Here is a 25865-nt window from a genome sequence, read left to right as displayed (position 1 = left end):
GGGGGATCAGCGGGTGGCGGTGGCGGTTTCGGCGTCTACTTCAGCGTCGACCGGCTTGGGAATCAGGAAGGACGCAGCCAGAGCCAGTCCCAGGATGACCAGACCGGTAATGATACCGCCGTAATAACCCTCGGTGCCGGAGCCATCCGCCGCGGTGGTGGCGGTTTTGACCGCATAGATCACCGCGAAGCTCAGGCCGGCACCCAGGTTGAACGCGCCCGCGTTCAGGCCCGGAAGGAACCCGGGGTTCTCCTTGGGGGAGAGCACAATTCCCAGGCCGTTGAGCATGATGTTGCCGATGCCGGCGTAGGTGATGCCGATCAGGACGGACACGCCCAGCAGTCCGAGCCGGGAGTCGCTGCCCACCACCAGCAGCATCAGTGCCAGCGCAATCACGGAGCCGATCATGCCGATCCGGAGCACCTTGCCGTACCCCCAGGTGGCGGCGAGGCGCCCGGCAATCGGTCCCATCACCAGGCCGGCGATGGCATACGGAGTGAGGGTCCACCAGGCGGACTCTTCGGCGCCCAGGCCAAAACCGATGACGCCGTCCTGCGCCAGTGCCGGAATGATGCCGTTCATCACGGCAAACACACCGGTCATGGTCAGGAGCGTGGTCAGCAGCAGTGACCAAGTGGAGCGCTGCTTCAGCAGGTGAGTGGCCACGAGCGGATGGTCACTGCGGTTTTCCACCTTCCAGAACACCGCAAAAGCGATGACGGCGATGATAATGAGTCCGATGACCAGCGGCCAGTTGGCGTCCGCGAGTTTGCCGGCCTCGTTGAAAGCGGTGAGCAGGGTACCCACCGAGATAACCAGGGGAAGCACACCCACCCAGTCCATCTTTTCCTTCTTCTCCGCGGTGGACTCCGGGGCCAGCGCAAGCAGCAGGACCGAGGCGATGGCCCCCACAACAGCCATGGCCCAGAAGACCGAGGCGAAGCCGTGGTTCTGCGCCAGGTAACCTCCGGCGAGGGCATCGACGCCGGCGATGCCGCCGTTGACGGCGGTGATAACGCCCATCAGGGTGCCGTAGAGCTTGGGTTCGCGGATTTCCACGCGCAGCATGATCAGGGCCAGCGGAACCACCGGACCTGACACGCCCTGGATCAGGCGGGCAATAAAGAGCACTTCAATGCTCGGCGCCAGCGCCGCAACCACGGAACCGATGGTCAGGATCACCAGCATGCCGCCGAGGACCTTCTTGCGGCCAATGATGTCGCCGAGCCGCGGCAGGAACAGGGAGAACAGCGCCGCGGACGTGAAGAACGCCGTCTGGCTCAAGCCGACTGCCGCCGACGTCGTGTTCAGCTCTTCCTCGATGGTGACCAGGGCAGGGGAGAGCATGGAAGCGTTTAACTGGAAAGCCACACAGGCTGCCAGCAGTGCTGTCATCAGCACCCCTACGTTGACGCGGCGCTGGGAAGTTACGCTCACAGGTCCACCTCGCCAATCCGCTCCAGGGCGTCCACAACCAGGTCCCAGAACTTCTGCTGATCCAGTGTGACGGCCACGGAGGTTGTGCAGTCAGCGGGCGCCGGCGCACGGAAGTCTGCCACCGTCATGCCCAGGGTCAGGGTGCCGGTCAGCTCCACGTCCAGCGGAACCCGCTGGGTGGTCATCACTGAAGGATCAATCACGTAGGCAACGGCGCACGGGTCATGGACCGGCGGGAAGTCGAAGCCCTGCGCGTCCTTGTACGTCTGGCCGAAGAACTCCAGCAGCTCGCCGACGAACTTGGCCGGCTTGGTGCCGACGGCGGCGATGCGGGCGGCCACCTCGTCAGTGGCCAGTGCCTGGTGTGTGAGGTCCAGGCCGACCATGGTCAGCGGCCACTTCTCGTTGAAGACAATGTGTGCGGCTTCGGGATCGATCTTGATGTTGAACTCTGCCACAGCGGACCAGTTACCCACGTGGTATCCGCCGCCCATCAGGACAACTTCCTTCACGCGTTCGGCGATGCGGGGTTCCTTGCGCACGGCCAGCGCGATGTTGGTCAGCCCGCCGGTGGGGACCAGGGTGACGGTGCCCGGTTCATGCGCCATGACCGTGTCAATAATCAGGTCCACGGCGTGACGGGGATCCAGCTCGATGGCGGGCTCCGGCAGTTCAGGGCCGTCCATGCCTGATTCGCCGTGAATGTCCGGAGCGTTTTCGATGGTCCGCACCAGCGGACGGTCACAGCCGGCGGCGAACGGCACACCTGTGATATTTGCGACACGGGCAATTGCCAGCGCGTTGCGGGTTACCTTTGCCAGGGTCTGGTTTCCGACGACGGTGGTCACCGCCAGAAGATCGATCTCCGGGCTGCCGTGTGCCAGCAGCAGGGCGACCGCATCATCATGGCCGGGGTCGCAGTCCAGGATGATTTTGGTGGGCATAACTTCTCCGCTTCGTTGAGGTTCCAGCTGGGGGACCCGTAGGCCCCGTGGTGCAGTGCCCCGTCCTGGCGTCCGGTTCCGGGCCGCAGCGGTGCGGTACAGGCCGGGCCACGGCGGAGTGCAGCACGCGGCGGAACGGGATCAGGCCGGAGCCGGAAGACAGTTCGGAGGGCGGCACTGGCCCCTGGCGGGGCGGGCACTGTCTTAAAGATAGCGACGTTTCTTACGCCGGATTTCACCCTGCTGTCCGGACGGTCCGGGTCGATTTGTCACCGGCACGGGGGAGGCTTAACCTGTCCGCTGCAGCTTGCCGGGCCGGTGTCACGTGCCTGGCCCGCACCGGTTCCGTGGCCGGCGCCTGTCCCGTGTGCCGGGCCCGGCGCTGGTTCCATCTGTCCGGACCCATCTGTCCGATTCCAGGTGCGGCAGACAGCAAAGCCCCCGACTGGATCCATCGATCCTGCCGGGGGCTGCGCTGGTGTGGCTAGTTCACTGCTATTCCGCGGGAGCCAGCTCTACGCCGCTCACGGTGAGTTCGCCGTCGGCGGCCACCAGATCCAGGTTGCGGACGTTGCCGGCCGCCAGCAGATCCGGGAGGCCGGCACGGAGGCGTTCCACCTGCGCTGCGGGAGCGCTCACCGTGGCGGTGAGCACCTCGGTGCGCTGCTTGACCTTGGCTTCGGACTTGGCCTTGCGGATGCCGCCCAGTGCCTGGGCAACGGTTCCAAGAATGGCCGCATCGGCGCCGGCTGCGCTGCCGCCCAGGCCGTCAGCCGAAGGCCACGCGGCGCGGTGCACGGAACCTGCACGCCACCAGCTCCAGACCTCTTCGGTGGCGAAGGGCAGGAACGGTGCGAACAGGCGAAGCAGGGAATCCAGGGTCGTCGCCAGCGTTGCCAGGACGGAATCCTTTTCGGCGTCCCCTGCCGCTCCATAGGCGCGGTCCTTGATCAGCTCCACGTAATCGTCCGTGAAGGACCAGAAGAAGGACTCGGTGATCTGCAGGGCCCGGGCGTAGTCGTAGCTCTCGAACGCCTTGGTGGCGTTGTTGATGACGTCCACCAGCTGGATCAGCAGTGACTTGTCCAGCGGGTTCGTGATCACGGCACTGTCACCGGTGACCACGTTGGCTTCCGTGGCGCCCAGGTTCAGGACGAACTTCGAGGCGTTGAGCAGCTTGATGGCCAGGCGGCGGCCGATCTTCATCTGCGCGATCTCGTAGGCCGTGTCAGCACCCAGCTTGGCGGACGCTGCCCAGTAGCGGACGGCGTCGGACCCGTAGTCGTTGAGCACGTCGGTGGGAACCACCACGTTGCCCTTGGACTTGGACATCTTCTTGCGGTCCGGGTCCAGGATCCAGCCGGAGATTGCGGCATGCTTCCACGGAGCGGCGTGCTGCAGGGCATCTGCGCGGACCACTGAGGAGAACAGCCAGGTCCGGATGATGTCATGGCCCTGCGGGCGCAGGTCGAACGGGAAGACCTTGGAGAACAGGTCCTCATCCACGCCCCAGCCGCCCACGATCTGCGGGGTCAGGGAAGAGGTGGCCCAGGTGTCCAGCACATCGGCGTCACCGATAAAGCCGCCGGGCTGGTTGCGCTGGGACTCCTCATAGCCCGGTGCCGGTTCCGCTGCCGGATCAGCCGGCAGGGACTCGAAGGAGGGCAGGATCGGGTTGTCATAGTCCGGGTTGCCGGAGGCATCCAGCGGGTACCAGACGGGGACGGGCACACCGAAGAAGCGCTGGCGGGAAACCAGCCAGTCGCCGTTCAGGCCCTCAATCCAGTTTTCGTAGCGGGAGCGCATAAACGCCGGATGGAAGTCGATTTCCTTGCCGCGGGCGATCAGGGCCTCCCGGCGGTCGGCGTCGCGTCCGCCGTTGCGGATGTACCACTGGCGGCTGGTGACGACCTCAAGGGGCTTGTCGCCCTTTTCGAAGAAGTTCACCGGGTGGGTGATCGGCTTCGGCTCGCCGTCCAGGTCGCCGCTGCTGCGCAGCATCTCAACCACGGCTTCCTTGGCGCTGAAGACGGTCTTCCCGGCGATGGCGGCGTAGTTCTCCTTGGCCGCCGGCGTGGCGATCCACTCCGGGGTGTCGGCCAGGATGCGGCCGTCACGGCCGATCACGGCGCGGGTCGGCAGGTTCAATTCACGCCACCAGGTGACGTCGGTGAGGTCGCCGAACGTGCAGATCATGGCGATGCCCGAGCCCTTGTCGGGCTTCGCCAGCGGGTGCGCCTTGACCTCGACCTCGACGTCGAACAGCGGGGACTTCACCGTGGTGCCGAACAGGCGCTGGTAACGCTCGTCGTCGGGGTGGGCTACGAGAGCCACGCAGGCCGGGAGCAGCTCCGGGCGGGTGGTTTCGATCAGGACCTTCTCGCCGTCCGGGGCGTGGAAGCTGATCCGGTGGTACGCGCCGGGCTGCTCGCGGTCCTCAAGCTCGGCCTGAGCGACGGCGGTGCGGAAGGTGACGTCCCAAAGGGTCGGGGCTTCGGCCATGTAGGCGTCGCCGGCCTGCAGGTTCTCCAGGAACGCGCGCTGGCTGACGGCGCGGGAGTGGTCGTCGATGGTCCGGTACGTCCGGTTCCAGTCCACGGACAGGCCCAGGGTGGAGAAGAGGTTCTCGAAGACCTTCTCGTCCTCCACGGCCAGCTCTTCGCACAGTTCGATGAAGTTGCGGCGCGAGACGACGTCGAAGTCGCGCTGGTTCTTCGGTGCGGTGGCCGGCGGGCGGTAGTCCGGATCGTACGGCTTGGTCGGGTCGCAGCGGACACCGTAGTAGTTCTGCACGCGCCGCTCGGTGGGCAGGCCGTTGTCATCCCAGCCCATCGGGTAGAAGACGTTCTTGCCCTTCATCCGCTGGTAGCGGGCCAGGACATCGGTCTGCGTGTAGGAGAACATGTGTCCCACGTGCAGCGAGCCGGACGCCGTCGGCGGGGGAGTGTCGATCGAGTAGACCTCGTCCCGGACGGTGTCCGGGTTGAAGGCGTAGGTTCCCTCTTCACGCCAGCGGCGGCTCAGGGACTCTTCCAGCCCTTCCAGGGCGGGCTTGTCAGGAACGGAAACGGTGACGGGTGCGGGCGTGTCTGTGCCCGGGGTATTTTCAGCCATGGTGCCTATTGTCCCATGTGCGGCCCTGCACGCGGCATCTGTGTCAGCGGCCGTGAACTGCCTTTCCGTCCCGTGCCCGGCTACCACCCGGTGTATGGCCGAAGGCAGTTCGAATGTCCGGATCCGGCGGGTCTCTGCGGAGCCCGACGCCGGCTGCCGGGTTTTGGTGGACCGGCTCTGGCCCCGCGGAGTCTCCAAACGGGCGCACCTCGACGAGTGGCTCAAGGGTGCGGCTTCCGGCACAGGCTGCGCCGGTGGTCCGGGCACCGGTGCAACCTAGTGTTGGGACGGGTTTGCTGAGTGGTATCTGCAGGAACTGGGGCACCGCTGGTTGGGTCCTCTACTGCGCAGTGCCGGTCCCGCCGGCCGGGCCGGGTGTGCATGCAGTCCTCCACCGGGCGGCGGGGGCAGCGGAGACATCGGAGTTATTCACAAACTGGACCCGCCCCGGCACAGGCTCTCAGGGCTGACCAAAAGTGTTCCTTATGGACCGAGTCGAGGCGTTTGTCCGTGCGCATCACGGCGTCATCCGACATAAAGTCTTCGCCGCAAATGGTTTTAAGCGTGCCGAGATCCAGCGGGCGGTGCACTTGGGTGTTATCCGCCATGTCGGCCGGGGAACGTATGCAGTAGAGGGCGCGCCAGAGGAGTTACTGGCTGCGGCTCGGATGGGTGTCTCGCTGACCTGCGCGTCTGCGGCGTACGTCCTTGGGTGGTGGGTCTTGGAACGCCCGGACAGAATTCACGTCTGCATCGATGCCGGGAGGGCCGTCCCCGGCGTGGTGGCCCACCGGGGGCCAAGGCTCGCCGTTCGCCTCATTGCTCCCCGGCAACAGGTGGTAGTTGCAGCTATTCGATGTCTGCCGCCTATCCAGGCACTGGTTATTGCGGAGTCGGCCCTCGCCAGGAACCAGGTGCGTTTGGGTGAACTGAGAGAGGCTTTCCACGGGCCCAAGGATTGGAAGATCAGGGGTCTGCTGGAACAGGTAAGGGGAAATGCGTCCTCGCCGCTGGAAGTCTGCGCTGAATACTGGTTACGGACAACTGGTCTCACAGCTGAGTCTGAGGTATTCCTGCCGGGCATCGGCCGTGTGGACTTCCTGGTTGAGGGTCGTCTGATCCTGGAAATCGACGGCTACAGCTTTCACAGCAGCCGTGAACACTACCGCCGTGACCGTAGACGCTGGAACGCGGCGACATCGTCAGGATATGAGACCCTGCGGGTGACAGCGGAGTTGGTGCTTTACCAGCCGGAGCAATTCCTGCAACTGGTCCGGGCGGCCCTCAGGGCAGGAGACCCGAGGTAAGCGCGTGTCGTGTGACTGCACCGGAGGCGACTCAGGGTGGCAGGACTCCAGAGAGTGGCGGGAATGCCGGCCGCTCTCTGGAGTCCGTCATCCGTCCTAAAGGTTGTGGTTTTGCTGGGGTTTGGGGTTGCCTTCAGCATGCCGGGCGACACGGGTTCCCACTGTTTGTTATCTGGAGTGGCGGGTGTGACCTCATCTGTCACAGAAGGCTACATAGAGTGGGAACGCGTGTCGGGGCAGGGGCATGGGCGTGAACGTGGGTGCGGACGTGGACCGTCCTGAAGTCCTGCCCGCCGCCGCCCCGGCGCCGCCTCAGCTCGTGCCGCCCGCCGGCGCCCCAGCCCACCCCGTCCAGCTCGTGCCGCCCGCCGTCGCCCCAGCCCACCCCCGTCCAGCTCGCGCAGCCCGCCGCCTCGCCCCCGGCGCCCTCACCCCCAACCAACAACCAGACGCCGGACGCAACACCACGACTCCGGGTTCAGGCCAGGAAAAGCCGAACGGATAGTCTGACGCCATGACGAAAAAGCGCGTGGTCGTGACCGGAGCCAGCTCGGGAATTGGTGCAGCGGCGGTGCGTGCCCTGAAGAAAAGTGGATGGGACGTGGTCGCGGTGGCCCGGCGGGAAGATCGGCTTCGGGAACTGGCGGAAGAGACCGGCGCCGAAACCATAACCTGTGACATCACGGACAAAGCCTCCGTGGACGCCATGGCGCAGAAGGTCCTGGCCGGTGGGGGAGTGGATGCCCTGGTAAACAACGCCGGAGGCGCGTTCGGCATGGACTCCGTGGGCAGGGGCAACCCCGAAGACTGGACCCGCATGTACAACGTCAACGTGCTGGGCACGCTCTACGTGACCCAGGCGTTCCTGCCCTCGCTCCGGGAAAACGGCCACGGCTCGATCCTGATGCTCACCTCCACCGCCGCGCTCGCCGCCTACGAAGGGGGAGCCGGGTACTGCGCCGCGAAGGCCGGTGAAGAAGCCATGACCCAGGCGCTGCGCCTCGAAGAAGCTGAGAACAATGTGCGGGTCATCGAGATCCTGCCGGGCATGGTGAAGACGGAAGAGTTCGCCGTAAACCGCCTCGGCGACGGCGCGGCTGCCGCAAAGATCTACGCGGGAGTCGAAAAACCGCTCACGGCAGAGGACGTCGCCGATGTAATGGCCTACGCCCTCAATGCCCCGCACCACGTCAACCTGGACCAGGTGGTCATCCGTCCCGTCGCCCAGGCGGCACAGCACAAGGTGATCCGCCGCTAGCGGAACGCGCCGGCCCGCGCCACCACCCGCCGCCACTCAGCCCGCACCACCCACCCACCCCCACGCCCCCCGCCCCGTGCCGGCTTCGACATCCGGCCCGGGGGTGGCCTAAACTGGCCCAAGCAGCTTAGACCCGGCTATCACCGGCGAGCTTCCGGAAGAAAAGTGCCGCCGGCCGTACGGACAGGGCGGCACCCAGTAGAACCGGACGGGTAAGCCCGTCACAGCAGTCAACGAGCGGCAGCTGTCGCGCGCACCAGCAGTCTCAGGGCGCACGACGGCGGCAAGCGAGGTGGTACCGCGGTTTCCTCCGGCGTCAGCCGGGCTGGAGGCTCGCCCTCGCATCCTGTATTACACGAGCCAGATTCACTTGCCGCTACCAGGATGACGAATATGCCACAGATCTACCCCAAGGCCTCCACCGGCGATGCCGCCGAAGCTGCAGCATCCTCACCGAAGTTTCCGGAACTCGAAGAACGGGTTCTGAAGTACTGGGAGAAGGACGGCACTTTCCAGGCCTCCATTGACGCCCGCCCCGCCGGGCAGGACGGCTCCAACGAGTTCGTCTTCTACGACGGCCCGCCCTTCGCCAACGGCCTGCCGCACTACGGGCATCTGCTCACCGGCTATGTCAAAGACCTGGTGGCCCGCTACCAGACCCAGCGCGGACACCGCGTGGAGCGCCGCTTCGGCTGGGATACCCACGGCCTGCCCGCCGAGCTCGAAGCCATGAAGCAGCTGGGCATGAGCGACAAGGTCCAGATCGAGAAGATGGGCATCGACAAGTTCAACGATGCCTGCCGCGCCTCGGTCATGAAGTACGCCGGCGAATGGCAGGACTACGTCACCCGCCAGGCCCGCTGGGTGGACTTCGAGAACGACTACAAGACGCTCAACGTCGAGTACATGGAATCGGTCATCTGGGCCTTCAAGACCCTGCACGAGAAGGGCCTGACCTACAGCGGCTTCCGGGTGCTCCCGTACTGCTGGAAGGACGAGACCCCGCTCTCCAACCACGAACTGCGCATGGACGACGACGTCTACAAGATGCGCCAGGACCAGACCGTCACCGTGACGTTCCCGATCATCGCCGGAGACAACACGCTCTCCGCGGAGCTTGAGGGCGTCAAGGCCATCGCCTGGACCACCACGCCCTGGACCCTGCCCACCAACCTGGCCCTCGCCGTCGGGCCGGACGTGCGCTACGCCGTCGTGCCCGCCGGCCCCAACGGCACCGCAGCAGGGGAGGGCCGCTTCCTCCTCGCCGAGGACCTGGTTGCCTCCTACGCCAAGGACCTGGGGTACGACGACGCCGACTCGGCACGTGCCGCCGTCACCTCCGTGCACACGGGCAAGGAACTTGAAGGCCTGCGTTACGAGCCGCTGTGGAACTACTACGCCGACGCCGAGAAGTGGGGCACGGAGAACGCCTGGCGGATCGTCGTGGCGGACTATGTGACCACCACCGACGGCACCGGCATCGTCCACCAGGCTCCCGCCTACGGCGAGGACGACCAGAAGATCTGTGAAGCCAACGGCATCCCGGTGATCCTTTCCGTGGACGAGGGCGGCAAGTTCCTGCCCATGTTCGGTGAGGGCCCGCTGTCCGAGATCGCCGGCCTGCAGGTCTTCGACGCCAACAAGCCCATCACCCGCGAGCTCAAGGCCGAGGGCCGGCTGCTGCGCCAGGCCAGCTACGAGCACAGCTACCCGCACTGCTGGCGCTGCCGGAACCCGCTGATCTACAAGGCGGTTTCCTCCTGGTTCGTGGAGGTCACCAAGATCAAGGACCGCATGGTCGAACTCAACCAGGAAATCAACTGGATCCCGGAGAACGTCAAGGACGGCCAGTTCGGCAAGTGGCTGGAAAACGCCCGTGACTGGTCAATCAGCCGCAACCGGTACTGGGGCAGCCCGATCCCGGTGTGGGTGTCGGACGACCCCAATTACCCGCGCACTGACGTCTACGGTTCGCTCGCGGAAATGGAAGCGGACTTCGGCCGCCTGCCCCTGAACAAGGAAGGCAAGCCGGACCTGCACCGCCCGTTCATCGACGAGCTCACCCGGCCGAACCCGGACGACCCCCGCACCCCGGAAGAGGGCCAGTCCACCATGCGCCGCGTGGAGGACGTCCTGGATGTCTGGTTCGACTCCGGTTCCATGCCGTACGCCCAGGTGCACTACCCGCATGAGAACGCTGACTGGTTCGAGCACCACAACCCGGGCGACTTCATTGTGGAGTACATCGGCCAGACCCGCGGCTGGTTCTACACACTGCACGTGCTGGCCACGGCGCTCTTTGACCGGCCGGCGTTCCGCAACGTCATCAGCCACGGGATCGTCCTGGGTTCCGACGGACAGAAGATGTCCAAGTCGCTGCAGAACTACCCGAATGTTTCCGAGGTCCTGGACCGTGACGGTTCCGACGCCATGCGCTGGTTCCTGATGGCTTCCCCCATCCTGCGCGGCGGCAACCTGATCGTCACCGAGCAGGGCATCCGCGACGGCGTCCGGCAGGTCATCCTGCCGCTCTGGAACGTCTGGCACTTCTTCACCCTCTACACCAACGCCGCCAACAACGGCGCCGGCTACGAGGCGACGCTGCGCCACGAATCCACCGAGCCGCTGGACCAGTACATGCTGGCCGCCACCGGGGACCTGATCCGGAACATGACGACGGCGCTGGATACCTATGACGTGTCCGTCGCCTGCGAGATGCTGCGGGCGTACATGGACACGCTGACCAACTGGTACGTCCGCCGCAGCCGCACGCGCTTCTTTGACGAAGACACCCAGGCCTTCGACGTGCTCTACACCTGCCTGGAGAGCGTCTGCCGGGTGGCAGCTCCGCTGCTGCCGCTGGTCTCGGAGGAGATCTGGCGCGGCCTGACCGGCGGGCGCTCCGTGCACCTGACCGACTGGCCCGAGGCCGGAGCCTTCCCGCGGGATGCGGACCTGGTGGCCCGCATGGACCTCACCCGCAAGATCGCCTCCGTCGGCTCCTCGCTGCGCAAGGGTGCCAACCTCCGGGTCCGCCTGCCGCTTTCCGGTATGACAGTGGTGGCTCCGGACGCGGAAAAGCTGGAAGGGCACTTCGCGGGCATCATCGCCGACGAATTGAACCTGAAGTCCGTCCGGCTGATCGACGCCGGTGCTGCAGATCCAGCCGAGTTCGGCATCACGCAGAAGCTGGTCGTCAACGCCCGGGCCGCCGGCCCGCGCCTGGGCAAGAATGTGCAGACGGCCATCAAGGCGGCTAAGTCCGGTGACTGGTCAGTGGCCGACGACGGCGCCGTCACCGCCGGAGGCCTGGGGCTGGAACCGCACGAATACACCCTGGAAACCGTGGTGGAGTCCGGCGACGGCGAATCCTCCAAGGCTGTGGCCGTCCTGCCGGGCGGCGGTTTCCTGGTCCTGAACACCGAAGTCACCCCGGAACTGGCAGCGGAGGGCACCGCACGCGATGCCATCCGTGCGATCCAGCAGGCCCGCCGCGACGCAGACCTGCATATCAGCGACCGCATCCGGACCACGGTCTCCACCGGGGCTGAGGAAGCTGCTGCACTGGAAGCCAACGCGGACCTGGTCAAGGCTGAAACCCTCACCGATGACCTGACTGTCACCGTTGCCGCCGGCACAGAAAACGCCGAGGCATTTGCCGTAGCCGTGGAGAAAATCTGATGAACAACGAAGACAGCCCTTCAGGGTCCATTGACGACTTCTCGGTGGAGAGTGTCTACGCGGAACTGCTCAGCCGGGCACCGGAAAACAAGATGGAGCCGCGCATGGCTCCGCTGTTCCGGGCCATGGAACTCCTGGGTGAGCCGAACAAGGCCTTCCCGATCATCCACATCACCGGAACCAACGGCAAAACGTCGACGGCGCGGCTGATCGAGGGCGGTCTGCAGGCCTACGGGCTGCGTACCGGCCGCTACACCAGCCCGCACCTGAGCAAAGTCACCGAACGCATCAGCATTGACGGCGAACCGGTAACGGACGAGACCTTTGTTCGGATCTGGGATGAAATCCACCCGTACCTGGAGATGGTCGACGCCGAACTGGACGCCGCGGGGGAGCCCCGGCTGACGTACTTCGAGTGCGTGACCATCCTGGCGTTCGCCGTCTTCGCCGACGAACCCGTGGACGTGGCCGTGATTGAAGTTGGCCTCGGCGGAATTACCGATGCCACGAACGTGGGCGACGGCCAGGTCTCGGTGATCACTCCCATTTCCCTGGACCACACCGAGCTGCTGGGCGACGACGTCGCCGACATCGCGCTGGAGAAGGCCGGGATCATCAAGGAAAACGGTTTCCTGATCAGCGCCGCACAGCCCGTGGAGGCCGCCCAGGTGCTCCTGGAGAAAGCCCACGAGGCCGGTGTTCCCTTCCGGTTTGAGGGGGTGGAATTCGGCATCGAGTCCCGCACCATGGCCGTGGGCGGGCAGATGGTGACCGTCAACGGTCTCGCCGGCCGCTACGAGGACCTGCTGGTGCCGCTGCACGGGGCACATCAGGCAGAGAATGCTGCCCTCGCCGTCGCCGCCCTGGAAGCTTTCATCGGGGGCGGCACCAAGGAGCTGGACGTGGAACTGCTCCGCACCGGCTTCCAGACGGTGACCTCTCCCGGCCGGCTTGAGGTGGTCCGTACGGCTCCGACCATCATTGTCGACGCCGCGCACAACCCCGCCGGGGCAAAGGCCAGTGCGCAGGCAGTGCTGGAAGCCTTCAACCTCTCATCGCTGGTCATCGTGGCCGGGATCCTGGCGGAGAAGGACGCCGTCGGTATCCTCACTGAGCTTCAGGAAACGCTTGGCGACATTGTCTCGGGTATCTGCCTGACGCAGTCCAGTTCACCGCGCGCCATCCCGGCCGAAGAGCTCGTCCAGGATGCAGTGGACGCCGGCTTCGCCGATGAGGACATCCAGGTAGAGCCCGCACTCGACAACGCGATCGAATGGGCGGTTGCCAAGGCTGAGGAGAACAACGACCTCGCCGGCGGCGTGCTCATCATCGGCTCCATCACGGTGGTCGCGGAAGCGCGCACCCTTCTCGGAAAGTAAGCACATGGCTCGAATGACTAAGGCCCAGCGCGAGTGGCGCCCGGGGATGCCCAAAAAGCGCCGTTCGGTCCGCGTAATGTTCGCGTCCACTGTCCTGAGCCTGGAAGCCTTTGTGGTGCTGTTCGGCACCCTGGCGGTCTTTGGCCTGCAGCGGGACCGGGTGGCACCGCTGGTGATCCTGGCCGGGGGCATCCTCCTGGCCGCAGCCCTGGTGGCGGCGTGTGCTTTCCTGTCCAAGCCGGCCGGTCCGTGGATTGGCTGGATCCTGCAGCTGGCGATCATCGCGACGGGGTTCCTGGAACCGATGATGTTCCTGGTCGGCGCTCTCTTTGCCGGCACCTGGTGGTACGCCCTGCGTACCGGAGCCCGGCTGGATCGGGAAAACCGGCAGCGTGACCGGGAGCAGGCCGAGTGGGAGGCAACCCATGCAGCGGAAAACAATGCCGTGGACAGCGACGGAGCGGATACCGGCCGGCAGGAACCAGGCGAAGCCAGCAGCTAGGCTTATGTGCAGTTATTCCTGATCAACCCCAACTTCAAGGAGATACCAAGCGTGAGCACCGAGCGCACACTCGTCCTGATCAAGCCCGACGGCGTCAAGCGGAACCTTACCGGCGCCATCCTGGCCCGGATTGAGGCCAAGGGGTACACCCTGGCTGAACTGAAGAAAATGGATGCGACCCGGGAACTGCTCGAGGCGCACTACGAAGAGCACGTCGGCAAGCCGTTCTACGAGCCGCTGGTTGAGTTTATGCTCAGCGGCCCGATCGTGGCAGCGGTCTTCGAAGGCCAGCGGGTCATCGAAGGCTTCCGTTCCCTGGCCGGTGCCACCGAACCGACAACTGCCGCTCCGGGCACCATCCGCGGTGATTTCGGCCGCGACTGGGGTACCAAGGTTCAGCAGAACCTGGTTCACGGTTCCGACTCGGCTGAGTCTGCCGAGCGCGAGATCGGTATCTGGTTCGGCAACTAGTCCGGATCCAACGCGTGACGCCGGGAAGCCGGCACCCTCTACGGGTGCCGGCTTCCTGTGTCATTGGCTCCTGTGTCTTTGCGCTTCCTGTGCCCTAGGCTTTGGTTCATGGCACGTATCTACAGCGCCGAGCTGCGCCCCGGAAAAATGGACCTTATCTCCCAGTGGCTGCCGAAAGCTTCCTGGTTCCCGGACGACGGGCCGGTTGAGGCGGAACCGCTGGGGGCATACCGCTTTGACGATCCGGCCGGGCAGGTCGGCATCGAAACGCATCTGGTGCAGGCCGGTTCCCACACTGTCCAGGTTCCCCTGACCTACCGGGGAGAGCCGCTGGCCGGAGCGGATGATTCTCTGGTCGGGACCATGGAGCATTCGGTCCTTGGCAGGCGCTGGGTCTACGACGCCTGCGGAGATCCGTTGTACGCCCAGGCCTTCGCAGCTGCGGTCATCGACGGAGTGGACCAGGCTCCGCTCTATACCGTGGAAGACGGGGCGCGGCACGAACTGGCGCCGAGCATGGAACTTGTGGGCAGCGGAATGCCGGACGGCGAAGAACTGGTGGAGGCACCCGCTCACGAACCCCAAGGATGGGTAACCTCCACTCTGCGCCACGGGGACTGGGAACTGTCCGTTGTGCGGTTGGTGGACCTTGGGGGACGGGCAGCACCGCCGCCCTCGCTGGCCGGCCTCTGGAAGGGACAGCGGGAACCTGTTGTGCTGGGCTGGGCACTGCCTCTGGGGTAGGGCAGGGCTAACTGCCTGCTTACCTAGCTGCCCAGGAACGAATTCATAAAGCGAAAGAAAATCGAAGCGGCTACGCTCACCCAGAGCAGGGCAGTAATGGCCCAGGCCCACTCCGAGACAAAGCTGACCAGGCGCTTGGGCGCGGGGATCACTCCGTGCGCCATATTCCGGACCGTCGTAAAGACGAACATGGGGATCATCGCCGCCCAGACGACGATGCAGTAGAGGCACAGGACATAGATGTCGAAGAGCGCCTGGCTCCAGAGCCACACCACAAAGCCCATGCCCACGGTTACTCCGGTCTGGACAGCAATCCAGTACCAGCGGGAGAACTTCGCGCCGGCCAGTATCGACATGGCCACGGTGATGGTTACCGAAAAGGCGACGATGCCCAGCAGCGGATTGGGGAAGCCGAAAATAGCGGCCTGCCAGGTCTGGAAGACAGTTCCGCAGGAAACCCAGGGACTGATGTCGCAGCTGGTGACATAATTGGAATCTTCATAAACGTGCAGCCGCTCGAGCACAAGGATGCCCGAAGCAAGCCACCCCACCACTGAGGTAATAAGCAGCAGCAGCGCGAAGGGGCGCTGGCGGGCGGAACGCACCAGTCCGGCCTCGCCGTCGGCGGCGGTTGACTCTGCTCGGTCGGACGGGCGAGTGGCGCTGGAAGGCACGCGTTGCTCCTTTGGACGGGTGTTGATGGTCCGATTCTATGCCGTGTAAAGGTCCGGAATTGACCTCCGTGTGAGATAATGGCTGTGGCCGGTGGCGGAACCACATTCCGTCAACGGTCCAGCGACAGGCTTCCGGTGCTGTCGGCGATGCTTCCCAGGTAGGAAATACCCATCAATCCGGATGGGGCAGGGGAATCCGCCGATCAGCCCTACCACAGCCCAAACGTATAGCCGTTCCGAGCAGGTAGCAGGAAAAGCGCCGCTGGTCTTGCGAGTGATGCCGTGCCCTCACGATGGTGCGACCTCGAATGACATTTAGACGACTTCCGGCTGGCGCAGGCTGCGATGCCCCGTACAGCCGATACATTGCCCTCCGGGCATTGGAATGTGGCCAGTGCCGCGGGGGCCGGAGCATAGCTTTATATGAATACTGAACGCACAACAGAAGAAGCAGCAGAAGCCGCCCCGGCGGTGGAAGCAGTACCGGAATCGGTGGCTTCCGTCCCCGGCGGCGCAGCTGAAGAAACCGGCGCAGCTGAAGAAACCGGCGCAGCGCCGGAACCTGCTGCCAAAGCGCCGGTCAGGCGGGCCACCCGGACCCGGCGGAAGCCTGCAGCAGAACCTGTGGCAGATTCGGGCAGTTCGGTTGACGCTGCCGACACCCCCGCCGCGGAGTCTTCGGCTCCTGAGCCGGCGGAAAAGCCCAAGCGGACCCGCGCACCCCGGCGCAAGCCGGCCGTGGAAGCGGTTACCGACACAGCAGTGGACAGCAATCCTGCCGATGCCGGCGTTCCGGCTGCAGCCGGTGGCTCCGCAGAAGCGGACGCTGCCGCCGAAGCGCCCGAAGCGCCCGAAGCATCTGAAGCACCCGCAGCCGCGCCTGCGAAGGCCGTCCGGCGCCGCCGTGCACCCGCCAAGAAGACCGCGGTTAACGCAGATGCCGATTCCCCGGCCGCAGAATCGGTGGAGGCAGTTCCTGCTGCCGATTCCGCACAGGCACCTGATCCCACGCAGGCAGCTGATGCCGCACCGGCAGCTGATCCCACGCAGGCTCCCGCAAAGGCTGCACCGCGTACCCGCCGCCGTGCCACGGCCAAAGCCCAGGCTCCCGCTGCAGCAGCTCCTGAAGCGGCTGCACCTGCGGAAGGCGCTGAAGCTGACGCCGCCGCACCCGCGGAAACTACGGAAGCCAGCGCCGCCGCACCCGCGGAAACTAAGGACGCCAGCGCTGCTGCACCCGCGTCCGCCGCATCCGCCGGAACCGCGAAGGATGAGCCGGCCCCGGTGGAGAAGTCCTCAGCGCTGAACCCCTTCGCAATTCCGGAGTCCCCGACTTCGGTGCTCTTCCACGCCCCGGACCTCACGGCGGTCAAACCCGTAGTGGAGGCCGAGGCCGATTCGGAGTCTGAGGACGATGAGAGCCATGACGGCGGCCGCTCCCGCCGGAGCCGGCGCCGCAGCCGCGGACGCACCAAGGGTGAAGCCACCACTGAGGATGCAGAGAATGGTGAAGCTGCTGCGGCGGATGAAAACGCTGAGGGAGTCACCTCGCGCCGCCGCCGTCGCCGCCGCCGCGGAGATGCCGACCTCGAACTGACCGGTGGTTCGGACGACGATCCGCCCAACACGGTCACCCGCGTCCGCGCTCCGCGGGCGCACGCCGAGGCGCCGGTGAACGACCGCGTGACAAGTGTTAAGGGCTCGACCCGCCTGGAGGCGAAGAAGCAGCGCCGCCGCGAATCCCGCGAGTCCGGCCGCCGCCGCCACGTGATCACCGAAGCCGAGTTCCTGGCCCGCCGCGAATCCGTTGACCGCCAGATGATCGTGCGCCAGCGCGATGACAGGATCCAGATCGGCGTCCTGGAAGACGGTGTCCTCGCCGAGCACTTCGTCTCCAACACCCAGCAGGATTCCCTGATCGGCAACGTGTACGTGGGCAAGGTCCAGAACGTGCTCCCGAGCATGGAGGCTGCCTTCGTCGACATCGGACGCGGCCGCAACGCTGTCCTGTACGCCGGTGAAGTCAACTGGGACGCCGCCGGCCTGGACGGTCAGCCGCGCCGCATCGAACTGGCCCTGAAATCCGGAGACTCTGTCCTGGTTCAGGTCACCAAGGATCCGGTTGGCCACAAGGGCGCCCGCCTGACCAGCCAGATCTCCCTGCCCGGCCGCTACCTGGTCTACGTCCCGGGTGGCTCCATGACCGGTATTTCCCGCAAGCTCCCCGATGTGGAGCGCAACCGGCTCAAGAAGATCCTCAAGGACCACCTGCCGCAGAACGCCGGCGTGATCGTCCGCACCGCAGCCGAGGGTGCCTCGGAAGAGGAGCTGATGAATGACATCAACCGGCTCCGCGCGCAGTGGGAAAACATCGAGGCCAAGGCCAAGTCCACCAAGACGCTCCCGCCGGAGCTGCTCTACGGGGAACCTGACCTGACCATCAAGGTGGTCCGCGACGTCTTCAATGAGGACTTCTCGAAGCTGATTGTTTCCGGCGAAGAGGCATGGGACACCATCGAGGCCTACGTCACCTACGTGGCTCCGGACCTGGTGGGCCGGCTGGAGAAGTGGACCAAGGATGAGGACATCTTTGCTGCCAGCCGCATTGACGAGCAGATCGCCAAGGCACTGGACCGCAAGGTCTTCCTGCCCTCGGGCGGCTCGCTGGTCATTGACCGCACCGAGGCCATGACCGTGGTGGACGTGAATACCGGCAAGTTCACCGGAAGCGGCGGCAACCTCGAGGAAACCGTTACCAAGAACAACCTGGAAGCAGCGGAGGAAGTTGTCCGCCAGCTGCGGCTCCGGGACATTGGCGGCATCATCGTCATCGACTTCATTGACATGGTGCTGGAAGCCAACCGCGACCTCGTGCTCCGCCGTCTGGTTGAGTGCCTGGGCCGCGACCGCACCAAGCACCAGGTCGCTGAGGTGACATCGCTGGGACTGGTCCAGATGACGCGTAAGCGGATGGGCACCGGCCTTCTGGAGGTGTTCGGGGAGAACTGTGAGCACTGTGATGGCCGCGGCGTCATCACGCACGACGTCCCCGTGGAGCACCGGCGCAGCACCAGCCACGCCGGTCATGCCGTCTCCGACGATAACCACTCCCAGCACCTCAAGCAGGAGAAGCAGTCCCGGGGTGAGCGCAAGCGCCGCAACCGGAACCAAAACTCGAACCAGGCCCAGCAGCAGCAGGCCCCTGCGCCCGTGGAGCCGGCCAAGGTAGAGGAAACGCAGCCTGACGACGCCGAGCGCGCAGCGAAGGCGGAAGCCGCCCGGGCGGCGCTGGCGACCATCGCGGCGGCCACGGCCGCTGCACACGGTGCCGGGGAGAATCCGGAGACCGAAGCAGCTCCTGCAGCTGCCAAGGAGGCACCTGCCGCGCCGGAGGAAAAGCACCTCATCAAGGAGCCGCACGACGATGTACCTGAGGAAGCCGGGGCCATCCTGCGGATTCAGGGTGAAACTGTCGTCGTTCCGCGCCGGGAGCGCCGCCGTCCGGTCCGCCAGGAAGCTCAGCTGACCCTGGAGAGCCTGACCGAAGCGTTCAACGAAGTTTCTCCGGTAGCCTCCGGTGAATCAGCATCCGGTGGGTCGGGATCCGGGGAGCAGACCGCGGGATCATCACGCCAGGAAGGTACCTCCGGCGGCACCGGGGTCTCCGCACCCAGCCCGGCGCCGGCTGCCGGCCAGTCCTCAGCTTCCGCGCCCAGCGGCGGCGAAGCTCCACAGGGTCCGCGGCGGCGCCGTGCCGCCCGCAGCCCGCAGGGCTCCGCAGATGCCCAGATCATCAAGGCAGAGGCCGCCCAGGCTCCCGCCCAGGGGAGCACGACGGCGGTATCCGCCCAGGCGCCCGTGAAACCGCGCACCGAAGCGGCCGCTCCGGTGATCCTCGGCGTCGGGGTTCCTGCTTCGGATCTCTAAGCAGGAACGAGCAGGATCCAGGCCCGGTCCTGGTGATCGGTCCCGGTGAAGCTGGCTGAAGGCCAGTGCAGCAGGCTGCCGTCCGTTACGGACGGCAGCCTGCTGCCGTTTACGACGGCGTACAAGCCCCGCGGCGGCCAGACAGCGGCAGGCGAGTCCGGGCGCAACGGGGCGCTGGGATGTTATAAAGTAGTCATAGCGCAGTGACGTCCGATGACGTTCGAGGTGGAGAAACGCTGGAAACAACCGTGCATTTGCGGCTTATGGGTCCCTTAGCGTAACCTTGAACTTCGGTGCGAACGCCTTCGAAGCCGTTCTTCGGTACAGGGCGTGACTGCATGGCGCAAGCCGGACACATTTCTGATCCGGGTAGTGCGCATCCAAGTATTAAACGTCGAGAGAAGTGAGTTCCCAAGTGGTGTACGCGATTGTCCGCGCTGGCGGCCGCCAAGAAAAGGTTTCCGTTGGAGACCTCGTAACCCTGGACCGCGTCCCCGGTGGAGCCGGCAGCACTTTTGAGCTGCCTGCCCTGCTTTTGGTTGATGGCGACAAGGTCACCTCTGCCGCTGCGGACCTGGCAAAGGTTACGGTTACGGCAGAAGTTATCGAGAACTTCCGTGGTCCGAAGATTGTTATCCAGAAGTTCAAGAACAAGACCGGTTACAAGAAGCGTCAGGGCTACCGCTCCTCGCTGACCAAGGTCAAGGTCACCTCCATCAACTCCTGATTCCTACGTGCCGGCTTCAGCAGTGGAGCCGGTAACCGCGGGATTGCCCGCACCTTAGGCATCAACATCAGTCAGAGCAAAGGCAGGATTAGAAAATGGCACATAAGAAAGGTGCGAGCTCTACTCGCAACGGCCGCGACTCCAACGCGCAGTACCTCGGCGTGAAGCGCTTCGGTGGCCAGGTTGTCAAGGCAGGCGAAATCATCGTTCGCCAGCGTGGCACCCACTTCCACCCCGGCGCAGGCGTTGGCCGCGGCGGAGATGACACGCTGTTCGCCCTCGAGGCTGGAGCTGTCGAGTTCGGCAGCCGCCGTGGACGCCGCGTCGTGAACATCGTCGCAGCAGCAGCCGAGTAATTTCCGGCAAATAGCTTTTCCGGTGGGGTGGGCCATGATGGCCCGCCCCACTGTTTTTTAAGCCGAGTAGACTTGGCTTGATCCAAATTTTTCAACAAGGAGAACCATGGCCAGCTTTATAGACCGTGTTGTACTGCATGTTTCGGGCGGTGCCGGCGGCCATGGGTGTGTGTCCGTAAAGCGCGAAAAGTTCAAACCGCTGGGCGGCCCCGACGGCGGAAACGGCGGCGACGGCGGCGACGTCATCCTGCGCGTGGACGGACAGACGACCACCCTGCTGGATTACCACCATGCACCGCACCGTCACGCCGGCAACGGCGGACCGGGCATGGGTGACTGGCGCGCCGGCAAGACGGGGGAGACCCTGGTCCTTTCGGTGCCGGAAGGCACCGTGGTCAAGTCCAAGGACGGCGAAGTGCTGGCCGACCTGGTGGGCATGGGCGCCGAGTATGTGGCTGCCGCAGGCGGCCAGGGCGGGCTGGGTAACTCCTCGCTCTCCTCACAGAAGCGCAAGGCCCCCGGATTTGCCCTGCTCGGCACTCCGGGAGATGAGCGGGACATCGTCCTGGAGCTCAAGTCCATCGCCGACATCGCACTGGTCGGTTTCCCGTCTGCAGGCAAGTCCTCCCTGATCGCGGCCATGTCAGCCGCCAGGCCCAAGATTGCCGACTACCCCTTCACCACCCTGATCCCGAACCTCGGTGTGGTGCAGGCCGGCGACGTCCGCTTCACGGTCGCCGACGTTCCGGGCCTGATCGAAGGTGCCTCCGAGGGCAAGGGACTGGGACACCACTTCCTCCGTCACGTGGAGCGCTGCGCCGCGCTGGTCCATGTTCTGGACTGCGCGGCCCTGGAAGCGGACCGTGACCCGCTCAGCGACCTCGATATCATCGAGGCCGAGCTGGAAAAGTACGAAGTGGACATGAGCTACGCAGGCGCCGACGGAGACGTTGTGCCCCTGAACCAGCGTCCCCGCCTGGTGGCGCTGAACAAGGTCGATGTTCCTGACGGACGCGACATGGCCGAGTTCGTCCGCCCCGAACTGGAGAAGCGCGGCTACCGCGTCTTCGAAGTCTCCGCCTCGAGCCACGAGGGCCTGCGTGAGCTCGGCTTTGCCATGGCGGCCATTGTTTCCGAGGCACGCAAGGCCGTAGAGACCGCGCCGCCGCGGGTTGCTGCCCCCGTGCTGCGTCCCCGGTCCGTCAACGGCAAGGGCGGATTCACCATTCGCCGTGAAGAGCGCAACCTGGAGCCGCTGTTCCGCGTTATCGGCGAGAAGCCGGTGCGCTGGGTCCAGCAGACCGATTTCACCAACGACGAGGCCGTGGGCTACCTGGCTGACCGGCTGGCGAAGCTCGGCGTTGAAGATCAGCTATTCAAGGCCGGTGCCAAGCCCGGCGACGCCGTGGTCATCGGCGAGGGCGACGGCGTCGTGTTCGACTGGGAGCCGACCATGATCGGCGGCGCCGAGCTCCTCGCCGCTTCACCGCGTGGATCGGACATCCGGATCGAAGAGTTCTCCCGCCCGACCCGCAGCGAAAAACGCGAGGATCACCAGCAGCGCAAGGACGCCCGTGCCGCGGCCCGCGCTGAGCTGGAAGCCGAGCGCAAGGCCGGAATCTGGACCGAATCGGTCAACTACAAGCATTCGGCCCCTCCGGCAGCGGAAGAGGACTAATCCGTTCATAGAAGCGGAGCAGGAGGGAACTTAGACATAGGGTGGATCCGTCATGAGTGAAGAAATCGAAGTACAGATCCCTCCCGTTCCCAAACGTCCGCTGAAGTCGCGGGCCGGGCTGGCCCGCGCCCGCCGCATCGTGGTGAAGGTTGGCTCCTCATCGTTGACGTCCGTCGCCGGCGGCATCTCCGATGAGGCGCTGACCTCCCTTGCCAACGTCCTGGCCGCCCGGCGGCGGCAGGGAACCGAAATTATCCTGGTCTCCTCCGGTGCCATCTCGGCCGGCCTGGCGCCCCTGGGCCTGTCCAAGCGGCCCGCCCAGCTGTCCACCCAGCAGGCGGCCGCCAGCGTGGGCCAGGGCCTGCTCATGGCACGGTATACCGAGGCCTTTGGTGCGCACGGAGTCACCGTCAGCCAGGTCCTGCTCACCGTGGAAGACCTGATGCGCAGGACGCACCATGCCAACGCCCACCGGGCCATGGAGCGGCTGCTGAACTTCGGCGTGGTGCCCATCGTGAATGAAAACGACACCGTTGCCAGCCATGAGATCCGGTTCGGTGACAATGACCGGCTGGCGGCGCTCGTTGCGCACCTGGTCAAAGCGGACGCCCTGATACTGCTTTCCGACGTCGACGCTCTCTATGACGGTCCGCCGTCGGCCGGCGCCCGCCGGATCCCGGAAGTTACGGGTCTGAAAGACCTTGAGGACGTGCGGATCGGCAAGGTCGGCAAAGCCGGTGTCGGCACCGGCGGCATGGTCACCAAGGTCGAGGCCGCCACCATCGCGGCGCAGTCCGGCATTCCCGCCCTGGTAACCTCCACGGAAAATGCCGCCGCGGCCCTGGCCGGCGAGGACGTCGGCACCTGGTTTGCCACCCGTGGCGTGCGGCAGCCGATCCGTCTGCTCTGGCTGGCCCACCTCGCCAGGATCCAGGGCAGCCTGGTGCTCGACGACGGCGCGGCACGGGCCGTGGGGGAGCGGCGCCGGTCGCTGCTGCCCGCCGGCATCGTGGCGGTGGAGGGTCACTTCGAACCCGGGGACCCCGTGGCCCTGCGTGATACCTCTGGACGCGTTCTGGCCCACGGCCTGACAAACTACGCCTCTGATGAGCTGCCCCAGATGCTCGGCCGCTCCACCCGGGAACTGGCCCGCGAACTCGGCCGCGGCTATGAGCGCTCGGTGGTGCACGTCAACGATCTGGTGATCCTGCAGCCCCGGTCCGCCGGAGCGGATGCCGGACCCCTGCCGTCACGTTCCGGGCAGGCAGACGGGGCCGCCGCTACACTGAGAGCATGACCGCAGTGAACACCACCTCCGCCACGTCCGCCGACCGCACCGCCGGTGAGTCGCCGTCGCCGGAGGACGTCGAAGCCGGAGTGCACCGCATCGCCGACCGGGCCAGGACCGCTGCCCGGCGGATGGCCCGTGCCAACCGCGCCTGGAAGGACCTCGCCCTGGAGCGGATCGCCCAGGATATTGTCGCCCGGCGGGACATCGTCCTGGCCGCAAACGCGGAGGACGTCCAGCGCGGCCGGGACAACGGTACATCTGAGGCGCTGCTGGACCGGCTGACGCTGACTCCCGAACGCATTGACGGGCTGGCTGACGCCCTGCGGAACCTGGCCGGACTCCCGGACCCCGTGGGATCGGTCGCCCGCGGGCAGACCCTGCCCAACGGGCTTCGCCTGAGGCAGGTCCATGTTCCCCTGGGAGTGGTGGGTGCCATTTACGAGGCCCGCCCCAACGTGACCGTGGATATCGCGGGCCTGGCGCTGAAGAGCGGGAACGCGGTAATCCTGCGCGGCGGCAGTGCCGCCGCTTCGACCAACACCGTGCTGGTGGACCTGATCCGCGATGCCCTGGACACTGTGGGACTTCCCTCGGATGCCGTCCAGAGCATCGACGGCTACGGCCGGGCCGGCGCGAACGTCCTGATGAAGGCACGCGGACGGGTGGATGTCCTGATTCCCCGCGGCGGCCGGTCACTGATTCAGAACGTCGTCACCAACGCAGCCGTGCCGGTCATTGAAACCGGCGAAGGCAACGTCCACATCTTCCTGGATGAGACCGCCCCCGAAGAGATGGCCGTTGACATCCTGCTCAACGCCAAGACCCAGCGGCCGAGTGTGTGCAACACGGTGGAAACCCTGCTGGTGCACAGCGGCAGTGAAGCAGCCCGTGAAGTCCTGGCGGCCCTCGCGGCCTCGGGCGTGCGGCTGCACGTGGATGAACGGATCCGGGGCATCCTGCCCGAGGACGTTGATGCCTCCGCAGCGACGGACGAGGACTGGGGCCGGGAGTACATGGACCTTGACCTGGCGGTGGCGATGGTTGATTCCATGGACGAAGCCCTCGAGCACATCCGCCGCTGGACCACCGGGCATACCGAAGCCATCATCACCAACGACCTCGCCAATGCCGATCGCTTTATCGCCGAGATCGACTCCGCTGCCGTGATCGTTAATGCCTCCACCCGCTTCACCGACGGGGGCGAACTCGGCCTTGGCGCGGAGGTGGGCATCTCGACACAAAAGATGCATGCGCGGGGCCCGATGGGCCTGAAGGAACTGACGACCACCAAATGGATCATCCAGGGCGAGGGGCAGGTCCGGGGCTAACGCCCTTTCCCCTCCAGGCCCGGACTGCGCCGTTCGGGCCCGCGACGCGTACCATTGATCTAGAAACGATGCTCTGCCGGTTCTTCGGCAGTTGATTTAGGGAGATTCATGCTGATCCAGCTTTCCAGTGCTGCATTGATGGCGGCCGAAGTTGCCGAAGAACATGCCGAGGGTACTCCGGCTCTCGTCTATGGAGCTGTCATTTTTGGCATTTTCATGGTCCTGATGTTCGCCACCATGGCCTTCACCAGCCTGGGCCACCGCCACGAAGCAGTAACCGAGCACGTGGATCCGCAGCGTCAGTACCCTAACAAGCACGACCACGGACAGGGCATCTCCGAATAAGGTCCCGCCCCAGGGGAACCGCGGATACCGCACGCATGAACACAACAGAAGACCTGGCTGAGGCACGCCGCCCCTACCGCCTTGGCGTTATGGGCGGCACCTTTGATCCAATTCACCACGGGCACCTTGTGGCGGCCAGTGAAGTGGCAGCGGTATTCAACCTTGACGAAGTGGTTTTTGTGCCCACCGGGGAACCCTGGCACAAACCCGCCCAGCAGGTCACTCCGGCGGAGCACCGTTACCTGATGACGGTGATTGCCACGGCGTCCAATCCCCGCTTCAAGGTCAGCCGGGTGGATATTGACCGGCCCGGACCAACCTACACAATTGATACGCTTAGGGATCTGCGGCGCGCGCGTCCGGACGCCGAACTGTTCTTTATTACGGGAGCGGACGCCATGGCGCAGATCCTTTCGTGGAAGGACGTCCAGGAACTCTGGACACTGGCCCACTTTGTGGGAGTGACCCGGCCCGGGCACGAACTGCAGAATATGGGCCGTGACGATGTCAGCCTCCTGGAGGTTCCGGCGATGGCCATTTCATCAACGGACTGCCGCCAGCGGGTCGCGGCGTCGGAGCCGGTCTGGTACCTGGTACCTGACGGGGTGGTGCAGTACATCGCCAAACACAATCTGTACACGCCTTCGCAGCAGCAGATGCAGCAGCAGGCCTAGGCTGCCGGAACTGAACCGGCACCTGAGC

General features: G+C 65.4%; 19 protein-coding genes and 1 pseudogene. 16 read left to right on the top strand and 4 right to left on the bottom strand.

From position 1 onward, the window contains the following. Positions 1-6: 6 nt before the first annotated feature. The 3 genes from uriT to valS form a co-directional block, all read right to left on the bottom strand. Positions 7-1437 carry a uridine transporter UriT gene (gene uriT, locus H9639_RS03555; RefSeq protein WP_449657878.1) on the bottom strand — a complete coding sequence of 477 codons (1431 nt, stop codon included), beginning with the start codon at positions 1435-1437 and terminating at the stop codon, positions 7-9. Next, positions 1434-2381 carry a uridine-preferring nucleoside hydrolase UriH gene (gene uriH / locus H9639_RS03550; protein WP_191806710.1) on the bottom strand — a complete coding sequence of 316 codons (948 nt, stop codon included), beginning with the start codon at positions 2379-2381 and terminating at the stop codon, positions 1434-1436. The genes uriT and uriH overlap by 4 nt, the downstream gene beginning before the upstream one ends. A 495-nt stretch (positions 2382-2876) precedes the next feature. After that, positions 2877-5495: a valine--tRNA ligase gene (valS, locus tag H9639_RS03545; protein WP_191806709.1), complete on the bottom strand. Its 2619-nt coding sequence runs from the start codon at positions 5493-5495 to the stop codon at positions 2877-2879. Between the two features lie 94 nt (positions 5496-5589). Here valS and H9639_RS03540 point away from each other — a divergent pair. The 8 genes and pseudogenes from H9639_RS03540 to H9639_RS03505 all read left to right on the top strand — a co-directional run. Continuing rightward, positions 5590-5730, top strand: a pseudogene (locus H9639_RS03540) (DUF488 family protein, N3 subclade); the annotation flags it as partial. 250 nt (positions 5731-5980) lie between these two features. Further along, complete coding sequence (locus H9639_RS03535; protein WP_191806708.1) at positions 5981-6802, top strand: DUF559 domain-containing protein; 822 nt, start codon at positions 5981-5983, stop codon at positions 6800-6802. Between the two features lie 514 nt (positions 6803-7316). Continuing rightward, positions 7317-8060: an SDR family oxidoreductase gene (locus tag H9639_RS03530; protein ID WP_191806707.1), complete on the top strand. Its 744-nt coding sequence runs from the start codon at positions 7317-7319 to the stop codon at positions 8058-8060. A gap of 393 nt (positions 8061-8453) precedes the next feature. Beyond that, positions 8454-11741 carry an isoleucine--tRNA ligase gene (gene ileS, locus H9639_RS03525; protein WP_404799710.1) on the top strand — a complete coding sequence of 1096 codons (3288 nt, stop codon included), beginning with the start codon at positions 8454-8456 and terminating at the stop codon, positions 11739-11741. Further along, positions 11741-13120, top strand: a complete 1380-nt coding sequence (locus tag H9639_RS03520) for a bifunctional folylpolyglutamate synthase/dihydrofolate synthase (RefSeq protein WP_191806705.1) — start codon at positions 11741-11743, stop codon at positions 13118-13120. Before ileS ends, H9639_RS03520 begins: the two co-directional genes overlap by 1 nt. A gap of 4 nt (positions 13121-13124) precedes the next feature. After that, positions 13125-13622 (top strand): DUF4233 domain-containing protein, encoded by a 498-nt coding sequence (locus tag H9639_RS03515; protein WP_191806704.1) that lies wholly within the window; start codon positions 13125-13127, stop codon positions 13620-13622. Positions 13623-13673: 51 nt separating this feature from the next. After that, complete coding sequence (gene ndk / locus H9639_RS03510; protein WP_191806703.1) at positions 13674-14093, top strand: nucleoside-diphosphate kinase; 420 nt, start codon at positions 13674-13676, stop codon at positions 14091-14093. A 108-nt stretch (positions 14094-14201) separates the two neighbouring features. Then, positions 14202-14837, top strand: a complete 636-nt coding sequence (locus tag H9639_RS03505; protein ID WP_191806702.1) for a CG0192-related protein — start codon at positions 14202-14204, stop codon at positions 14835-14837. 23 nt (positions 14838-14860) lie between these two features. Here the strand turns inward: H9639_RS03505 and H9639_RS03500 are convergent, their stop codons facing one another. After that, positions 14861-15511 (bottom strand): vitamin K epoxide reductase family protein, encoded by a 651-nt coding sequence (locus tag H9639_RS03500; protein ID WP_318241967.1) that lies wholly within the window; start codon positions 15509-15511, stop codon positions 14861-14863. A 423-nt stretch (positions 15512-15934) separates the two neighbouring features. Between H9639_RS03500 and H9639_RS03495 the strand changes: the two genes are divergently transcribed. The 8 genes from H9639_RS03495 to nadD all read left to right on the top strand — a co-directional run bounded on the left by H9639_RS03495 (position 15935) and on the right by nadD (position 25837). Continuing rightward, positions 15935-19438, top strand: coding sequence for an Rne/Rng family ribonuclease (locus tag H9639_RS03495; RefSeq protein WP_191806701.1), 3504 nt, complete (start codon positions 15935-15937; stop codon positions 19436-19438). 415 nt (positions 19439-19853) lie between these two features. After that, positions 19854-20165: a 50S ribosomal protein L21 gene (gene rplU, locus H9639_RS03490; protein ID WP_066297243.1), complete on the top strand. Its 312-nt coding sequence runs from the start codon at positions 19854-19856 to the stop codon at positions 20163-20165. 95 nt (positions 20166-20260) lie between these two features. Further along, positions 20261-20521, top strand: a complete 261-nt coding sequence (gene rpmA, locus H9639_RS03485) for a 50S ribosomal protein L27 (RefSeq protein WP_191746414.1) — start codon at positions 20261-20263, stop codon at positions 20519-20521. Between the two features lie 106 nt (positions 20522-20627). Next, positions 20628-22199 carry a GTPase ObgE gene (gene obgE, locus H9639_RS03480; protein WP_191806700.1) on the top strand — a complete coding sequence of 524 codons (1572 nt, stop codon included), beginning with the start codon at positions 20628-20630 and terminating at the stop codon, positions 22197-22199. 52 nt (positions 22200-22251) lie between these two features. Further along, on the top strand, positions 22252-23496 hold the full coding sequence (gene proB / locus H9639_RS03475) for a glutamate 5-kinase (protein WP_191806699.1): 1245 nt from the start codon (positions 22252-22254) through the stop codon (positions 23494-23496). Then, on the top strand, positions 23493-24818 hold the full coding sequence (locus H9639_RS03470) for a glutamate-5-semialdehyde dehydrogenase (protein ID WP_191806698.1): 1326 nt from the start codon (positions 23493-23495) through the stop codon (positions 24816-24818). Before proB ends, H9639_RS03470 begins: the two co-directional genes overlap by 4 nt. A 108-nt stretch (positions 24819-24926) precedes the next feature. Further along, positions 24927-25163: a hypothetical protein gene (locus tag H9639_RS03465; RefSeq protein ID WP_191806697.1), complete on the top strand. Its 237-nt coding sequence runs from the start codon at positions 24927-24929 to the stop codon at positions 25161-25163. Between the two features lie 35 nt (positions 25164-25198). Continuing rightward, complete coding sequence (gene nadD, locus H9639_RS03460; RefSeq protein ID WP_191806696.1) at positions 25199-25837, top strand: nicotinate-nucleotide adenylyltransferase; 639 nt, start codon at positions 25199-25201, stop codon at positions 25835-25837. Positions 25838-25865: the final 28 nt, after the last annotated feature.

The sequence above is a fragment of the Arthrobacter gallicola genome, from assembly GCF_014836775.1.
In the GTDB taxonomy this organism is placed as follows: domain Bacteria; phylum Actinomycetota; class Actinomycetes; order Actinomycetales; family Micrococcaceae; genus Arthrobacter_B; species Arthrobacter_B gallicola.
Note: the sequence above shows the minus strand (reverse complement) of the source record. Positions and strands in the feature narration are given on the sequence as shown.

Bases quoted from the DNA above. Each gene is read 5' to 3' on its own strand.
- uriH (WP_191806710.1), bottom strand. From the start codon at position 2,381: ATGCCCACCAAAATCATCCTGGACTGCGACCCCGGCCATGATGATGCG.
- valS (WP_191806709.1), bottom strand. From the start codon at position 5,495: ATGGCTGAAAATACCCCGGGCACAGACACGCCCGCACCCGTCACCGTT.
- H9639_RS03535 (WP_191806708.1), top strand. From the start codon at position 5,981: ATGGACCGAGTCGAGGCGTTTGTCCGTGCGCATCACGGCGTCATCCGA.
- H9639_RS03530 (WP_191806707.1), top strand. From the start codon at position 7,317: ATGACGAAAAAGCGCGTGGTCGTGACCGGAGCCAGCTCGGGAATTGGT.
- ileS (WP_404799710.1), top strand. From the start codon at position 8,454: ATGCCACAGATCTACCCCAAGGCCTCCACCGGCGATGCCGCCGAAGCT.
- H9639_RS03520 (WP_191806705.1), top strand. From the start codon at position 11,741: ATGAACAACGAAGACAGCCCTTCAGGGTCCATTGACGACTTCTCGGTG.
- H9639_RS03515 (WP_191806704.1), top strand. From the start codon at position 13,125: ATGGCTCGAATGACTAAGGCCCAGCGCGAGTGGCGCCCGGGGATGCCC.
- H9639_RS03505 (WP_191806702.1), top strand. From the start codon at position 14,202: ATGGCACGTATCTACAGCGCCGAGCTGCGCCCCGGAAAAATGGACCTT.
- H9639_RS03495 (WP_191806701.1), top strand. From the start codon at position 15,935: ATGAATACTGAACGCACAACAGAAGAAGCAGCAGAAGCCGCCCCGGCG.
- rpmA (WP_191746414.1), top strand. From the start codon at position 20,261: ATGGCACATAAGAAAGGTGCGAGCTCTACTCGCAACGGCCGCGACTCC.
- obgE (WP_191806700.1), top strand. From the start codon at position 20,628: ATGGCCAGCTTTATAGACCGTGTTGTACTGCATGTTTCGGGCGGTGCC.
- proB (WP_191806699.1), top strand. From the start codon at position 22,252: ATGAGTGAAGAAATCGAAGTACAGATCCCTCCCGTTCCCAAACGTCCG.
- H9639_RS03470 (WP_191806698.1), top strand. From the start codon at position 23,493: ATGACCGCAGTGAACACCACCTCCGCCACGTCCGCCGACCGCACCGCC.
- H9639_RS03465 (WP_191806697.1), top strand. From the start codon at position 24,927: ATGCTGATCCAGCTTTCCAGTGCTGCATTGATGGCGGCCGAAGTTGCC.
- nadD (WP_191806696.1), top strand. From the start codon at position 25,199: ATGAACACAACAGAAGACCTGGCTGAGGCACGCCGCCCCTACCGCCTT.